This is a genomic window from Schnuerera sp. (assembly GCF_035459645.1).
Lineage (GTDB): Bacteria > Bacillota > Clostridia > Tissierellales > Tepidimicrobiaceae > Schnuerera.
Map to the genome: position 1 here is coordinate 1 of NZ_DATHXO010000547.1, position 1,824 is coordinate 1,824.

At 27.8% G+C, this 1,824-nt stretch carries 1 protein-coding gene and 1 pseudogene; both read left to right on the forward strand.

The genetic code is table 11. From position 1 onward, the window contains the following. Positions 1-193: 193 nt before the first annotated feature. Positions 194-334: pseudogene (locus VK998_RS12825) on the forward strand (transposase); the annotation flags it as partial. Positions 335-369: 35 nt separating this feature from the next. Further along, entirely contained in the window at positions 370-1,482 is a 1,113-nt protein-coding gene (gene tnpB, locus VK998_RS12830) for an IS200/IS605 family element RNA-guided endonuclease TnpB (RefSeq protein ID WP_325229044.1), read from the forward strand. Positions 1,483-1,824 lie beyond the last annotated feature (342 nt).

Sequence of the window (1,824 nt, forward strand, 5' to 3'; positions counted from 1 at the left end):
AATCAGAGTCATACTTTGACTCTGATTTTTTCTGTTTTAGTCATTTTAACCACTAATGCTTACATCTCCTATCTTCTACAAGTAGGAGATGTAAGCATTATTTTTATTTAGACTCGATGTCTAAATAAAAATTTGACAATATAATGACGAACATATATAATCAGTCTTAAGAATAGTAAAGAGTGGTGAAACAATGAAATTAGACAGCAACAATCATTCAGTATTCCTGCTAAATTATCATCTGGTTTTAGTTACAAAATATCGAAGAAAAGTAATAGATGATCGAATAAGTGAAAGACTGAAAGAAATATTCAATTATATTAGTAAAAAACATATATAGAAAATCAAAGAAGAAAGTAGGTAAAGACTATGAATAAAGCATATAAATTTAGAATATATCCAAGCAAAGAACAAATAGAGTTAATTGAAAAAACCTTTGGATGTACTAGATTTGTATATAACTACTTTCTAGATCAAAGAATAGAAACATACAAAACGGAAGGAAAAAGTACCACCTATACCAAACAACAAAATCAACTTCCAGAGCTCAAAAAAGAGTTATCATGGTTAAATGAAGTTGACAGTACTTCCCTACAAATGTCACTTAGAAATTTAGATAGAGCCTTCAAAAACTTTTTTAGAGATAAAAGCATAGGCTTTCCAAAATTCAAAAATAAGAAAAATCCTAAAAAATCATATACAATAAATTACGTAAACAACAATATTCAAATAAAGAAAAACAGCATAAAATTGCCGAAATTAAAAAATGTCAAAGCGAAAGTACATAGATTTGTAGAAGGTAGGATTATCAATGCTACTATTTCTAAATCACCTACAAATAAATATTTTGTTTCTATAATTACAGAATTAGACATAGAGCCTAAAGATGAAACAAATAAAAGCATAGGAATTGACTTAGGAATTAAGGATTTTGCAATATTATCTAATGGAGAAAAAATAAACAATCCAACTTATCTAAAAAAGACCTTAGATAAATTAGCAAAAGAGCAGAGGAAACTAAGCAAAAAACAGAAATTCAGCAACAATTGGTATAAACAAAAGCAAAAAGTTGCTAAACTACATGAAAAAGTAAAGCATCAAAGACAAGACTTTCTTCACAAATTATCTAAAAGGATAGTAGATGAAAACCAAATTATAATCCTTGAAGATTTATCAATAAAAAATATGATGAAGAATAAGAAATTATCAAAAGATATTGCAGACGTAAGTTGGTATAAATTCTATTCTTACTTAGACTATAAATCAAAATGGTATAGAAGAACAATACATAAAATTGATAAGTGGTTTCCAAGCAGTAAAACCTGTTCCTATTGTGGGTATATTATGAAAGATATGCCACTAAACATTAGAAAATGGGATTGCCCTAATTGCAAAACTAAAAATATAGACAGAGATATAAACGCGAGCATAAACATACTAAAACAAGGGCTAAAAGAATTAGGAATACAAACTGTAGCATAAATAAATCACCGTAGGAACTACGGATTGAGTTTGTGGAGGGTCAAATAAGACCTTGCTAGCATAGAAGGCGTAACCCTATGAAGCAGAAAAAGTTCTTAGACTAGATCTAAGAAGCCACCACTTCTAAAAGTGGTGGAGGTTCATATACTTTGGATACTAATAATCATCTAATTCATTTAGATATATTATACTATATTTAACAAAACTAATATCAAAATTATTGAAAAAATTACAGGAATAAAGGATCCAATTAATATACATATTAAACATTGGAAACGTTTTTTTCTTTCCATATCCGATACATAATTTAATTGCTTAAACTCTTTTTCCACCTTTTTTAAT